General features: G+C 66.7%; 5 protein-coding genes and 1 pseudogene. All 6 read left to right on the forward strand.

Going from position 1 to position 2,715, the window contains the following annotated elements; translation table 11 throughout:
- A pseudogene (locus Q0Q47_RS31085) lies at window positions 1–92 on the forward strand (elongation factor Tu); the annotation flags it as partial.
- Between the two features lie 82 nt (window positions 93–174).
- The gene (gene rpsJ / locus Q0Q47_RS31090) at window positions 175–483 is read left to right on the forward strand and encodes a 30S ribosomal protein S10 (protein WP_293869062.1); all 309 of its coding nucleotides are present in this window, start codon (window positions 175–177) and stop codon (window positions 481–483) included.
- A gap of 29 nt (window positions 484–512) precedes the next feature.
- Window positions 513–1,235, forward strand: coding sequence for a 50S ribosomal protein L3 (gene rplC / locus Q0Q47_RS31095; RefSeq protein ID WP_293869064.1), 723 nt, complete (start codon window positions 513–515; stop codon window positions 1,233–1,235).
- Window positions 1,235–1,855, forward strand: coding sequence for a 50S ribosomal protein L4 (gene rplD, locus Q0Q47_RS31100; protein ID WP_293869066.1), 621 nt, complete (start codon window positions 1,235–1,237; stop codon window positions 1,853–1,855). The genes rplC and rplD overlap by 1 nt, the downstream gene beginning before the upstream one ends.
- Window positions 1,852–2,148, forward strand: a complete 297-nt coding sequence (locus Q0Q47_RS31105; protein ID WP_293869068.1) for a 50S ribosomal protein L23 — start codon at window positions 1,852–1,854, stop codon at window positions 2,146–2,148. Before rplD ends, Q0Q47_RS31105 begins: the two co-directional genes overlap by 4 nt.
- A 19-nt stretch (window positions 2,149–2,167) precedes the next feature.
- The coding region (gene rplB / locus Q0Q47_RS31110; protein ID WP_293869070.1) for a 50S ribosomal protein L2 at window positions 2,168–2,715 on the forward strand (548 nt) is incomplete at its 3' end.

Genomic DNA, 2,715 nt, shown 5'->3' on the forward strand with positions numbered 1-2,715 from the left:
CCCCGATCGCCATGGAAGAGAAGCTGCGCTTCGCCATCCGCGAAGGCGGCCGCACCGTCGGCGCCGGCGTCGTCGCCTCGATCATCGCGTAACGCAAGGGACAGGGCACGCGGCCGTGGGGATGACCCCGGCCGCGACCGTTCGAGAGAACGGCATAACCCCGAGGACACTGCAATGAACGGCCAGAACATCCGCATCCGCCTCAAGGCGTTCGACCATCGGATTCTCGATACGTCGACCCGTGAGATCGTCTCGACGGCGAAGCGGACGGGTGCGCAGGTTCGGGGTCCCATTCCCCTGCCGACGCACATCGAGAAATTCACGGTGAACCGCTCGCCCCACATCGCCAAGAAGTCGCGCGAGCAGTTTGAGATCCGCACCCACAAGCGGGTTCTCGACATCCTCGACCCGACCCCCCAGACCGTCGACGCTTTGATGAAGCTCGACCTGGCGGCCGGCGTCGACGTCGAGATCAAGCTCTGATCGGCACGCGGAACACGGGGATCACCACCATGCGCTCAGGCGTCATCGCCCAGAAGCTCGGCATGACCCGCATCTTCACGGATGCAGGGGAACACGTGCCGGTCACCGTCCTGAAGGTCGACCACTGTCAGGTCGTCGCTCACCGGACGGCCGAAAAGAACGGCTACACCGCGCTGCAGGTCGGCGTCGGCAAGGCCAAGGTCAAGAACGTGTCGAAGGCCGAGCGCGGTCGCTTCGCCGTGGCCCAGGTGGAGCCCAAGCGCAAGCTTGCCGAGTTCCGCGTGGACACCGAAGCGCTGATCCCGGTCGGCGCCGAGATCACGGTGGACCACTTCGTGGCCGGCCAGTTCGTCGACGTGACGGGCACCACCACCGGTAAGGGCTACGCCGGCGGCATGAAGCGCTGGAACTTCGGCGGCCTTCGGGCGACGCACGGCGTGTCCGTGTCGCACCGCTCGATCGGTTCGACCGGTGGCCGTCAGGACCCCGGCAAGACCTTCAAGAACAAGAAGATGCCCGGCCATCTCGGCGCTGAGCGCGTGACGACGCAGAACCTGCGCGTCGTGCAGACGGACGTCGAGCGCGGGCTGATCCTCGTCGAGGGCGCTGTCCCCGGCGTGAAGGGCGGCTGGATCTTCGTGCGGGACGCCGTGAAGCGCGCCCTGCCGAAGGACGCCCCCAAGCCCGGCGCGTTCCGCCTGCCGGCGCAGGACAATGCGGCTGCTCCGGCGGCCGAAGGGGAGAGCGCGTGATGAAGCTCGACGTCACCACTTTCGAAGGCGCCTCGGCCGGTTCGGTCGAGCTGTCGGACGAGATCTTCGGTCTCGATCCGCGGCAGGACCTGATCCAGCGCTACGTGCTCTGGCAGCTGGCTCGCCGCCAGGCCGGGACCCACAAGTCCAAGGGCCGCGCCGAGATCTGGCGCACGGGCAAGAAGCTCGTGAAGCAGAAGGGCTCCGGCGGCGCCCGTCACGGTTCGGCTCGCGCCCCGCAGTTCCGCGGCGGCGGCAAGGCCTTCGGCCCCGTCGTTCGCTCGCACGAGCATGACCTGCCCAAGAAGGTCCGCGCGCTCGCCCTGCGGCACGCTCTGTCGGCCAAGGCCAAGGACGGCGCGATCCTCGTGGTCGAGAACGCGGCGGTGACCGAGGCCAAGACGAAGGCGCTGAAGGCGTCCTTCGAGAAGATCGGCCTGGGCAGCGCGCTGATCGTCGACGGGGCGGAGGTCAACGAGAACTTCGCTCTGGCGGCGCGCAACATCCCGAACATCGATGTCCTGCCGATCCAGGGCATCAACGTTTACGACATCCTGCGGCGCGAGAAGCTCGTGCTGACCAAGGCTGCCGTCGATGCGCTGGAGGCGCGGTTCAAATGAGCACGGATCCGCGGCATTACGACGTGATCGTCGGGCCGATCGTGACCGAAAAGGCCACGACGGCGTCGGAACAGAACAAGGTGGTTTTCAAGGTCCGCAAGGACGCCACCAAGCCCCAGATCAAGGCGGCCGTTGAGAAGCTCTTCGACGTGAAGGTCGAGGGCGTCAACACGCTCGTCCGCAAGGGCAAGGTGAAGCGCTTCCGCGGGACCCTCGGTCAGCAGTCGGACGTCAAGAAGGCCGTCGTGACCCTCGCCGAGGGCCAGACGATCGACGTCACGACCGGCCTGTGAGAGCCAGAGGACAGGGACCATGGCACTCAAGACTTTCAAGCCGATCACGCCGGGCCTTCGCCAGCTGGTGATCGTCGACCGGAGCGAGCTCTACAAGGGCAAGCCCGTCAAGACGCTCACCGAGGGCAAGTCCTCCAAGGGCGGCCGCAACAACAACGGCCGGATCACGGTGCGTTTCCGTGGCGGTGGTCACAAGCAGACCTACCGCATCGTCGACTTCAAGCGTCGCGACAACCTGAACCAGCCGGCCACCGTCGAACGGGTCGAGTACGATCCCAATCGCACGGCGTTCATCGCGCTGATCAAGTACGCCGACGGCACCCAGGCCTACATCCTCGCGCCGCAGCGGCTCTCCGCCGGTGACACGGTGGTGGCCGGCGAGCAGGTCGACATCAAGCCGGGCAACGCCATGCAGATCGGGAACATCCCGGTCGGCACGATCGTGCACAACGTGGAGCAGAAGATCGGGAAGGGCGGTTCCATCGCCCGCTCGGCCGGAACCTACGCGCAGATCGTCGGCCGCGACCAGGGCTACGTCATCGTCCGCCTGAACTCGGGCGAGCAGCG

Origin of the sequence: uncultured Alsobacter sp., assembly GCF_945952055.1 — a bacterium.
Classification (GTDB): Bacteria; Pseudomonadota; Alphaproteobacteria; order Rhizobiales; family Beijerinckiaceae; genus Alsobacter.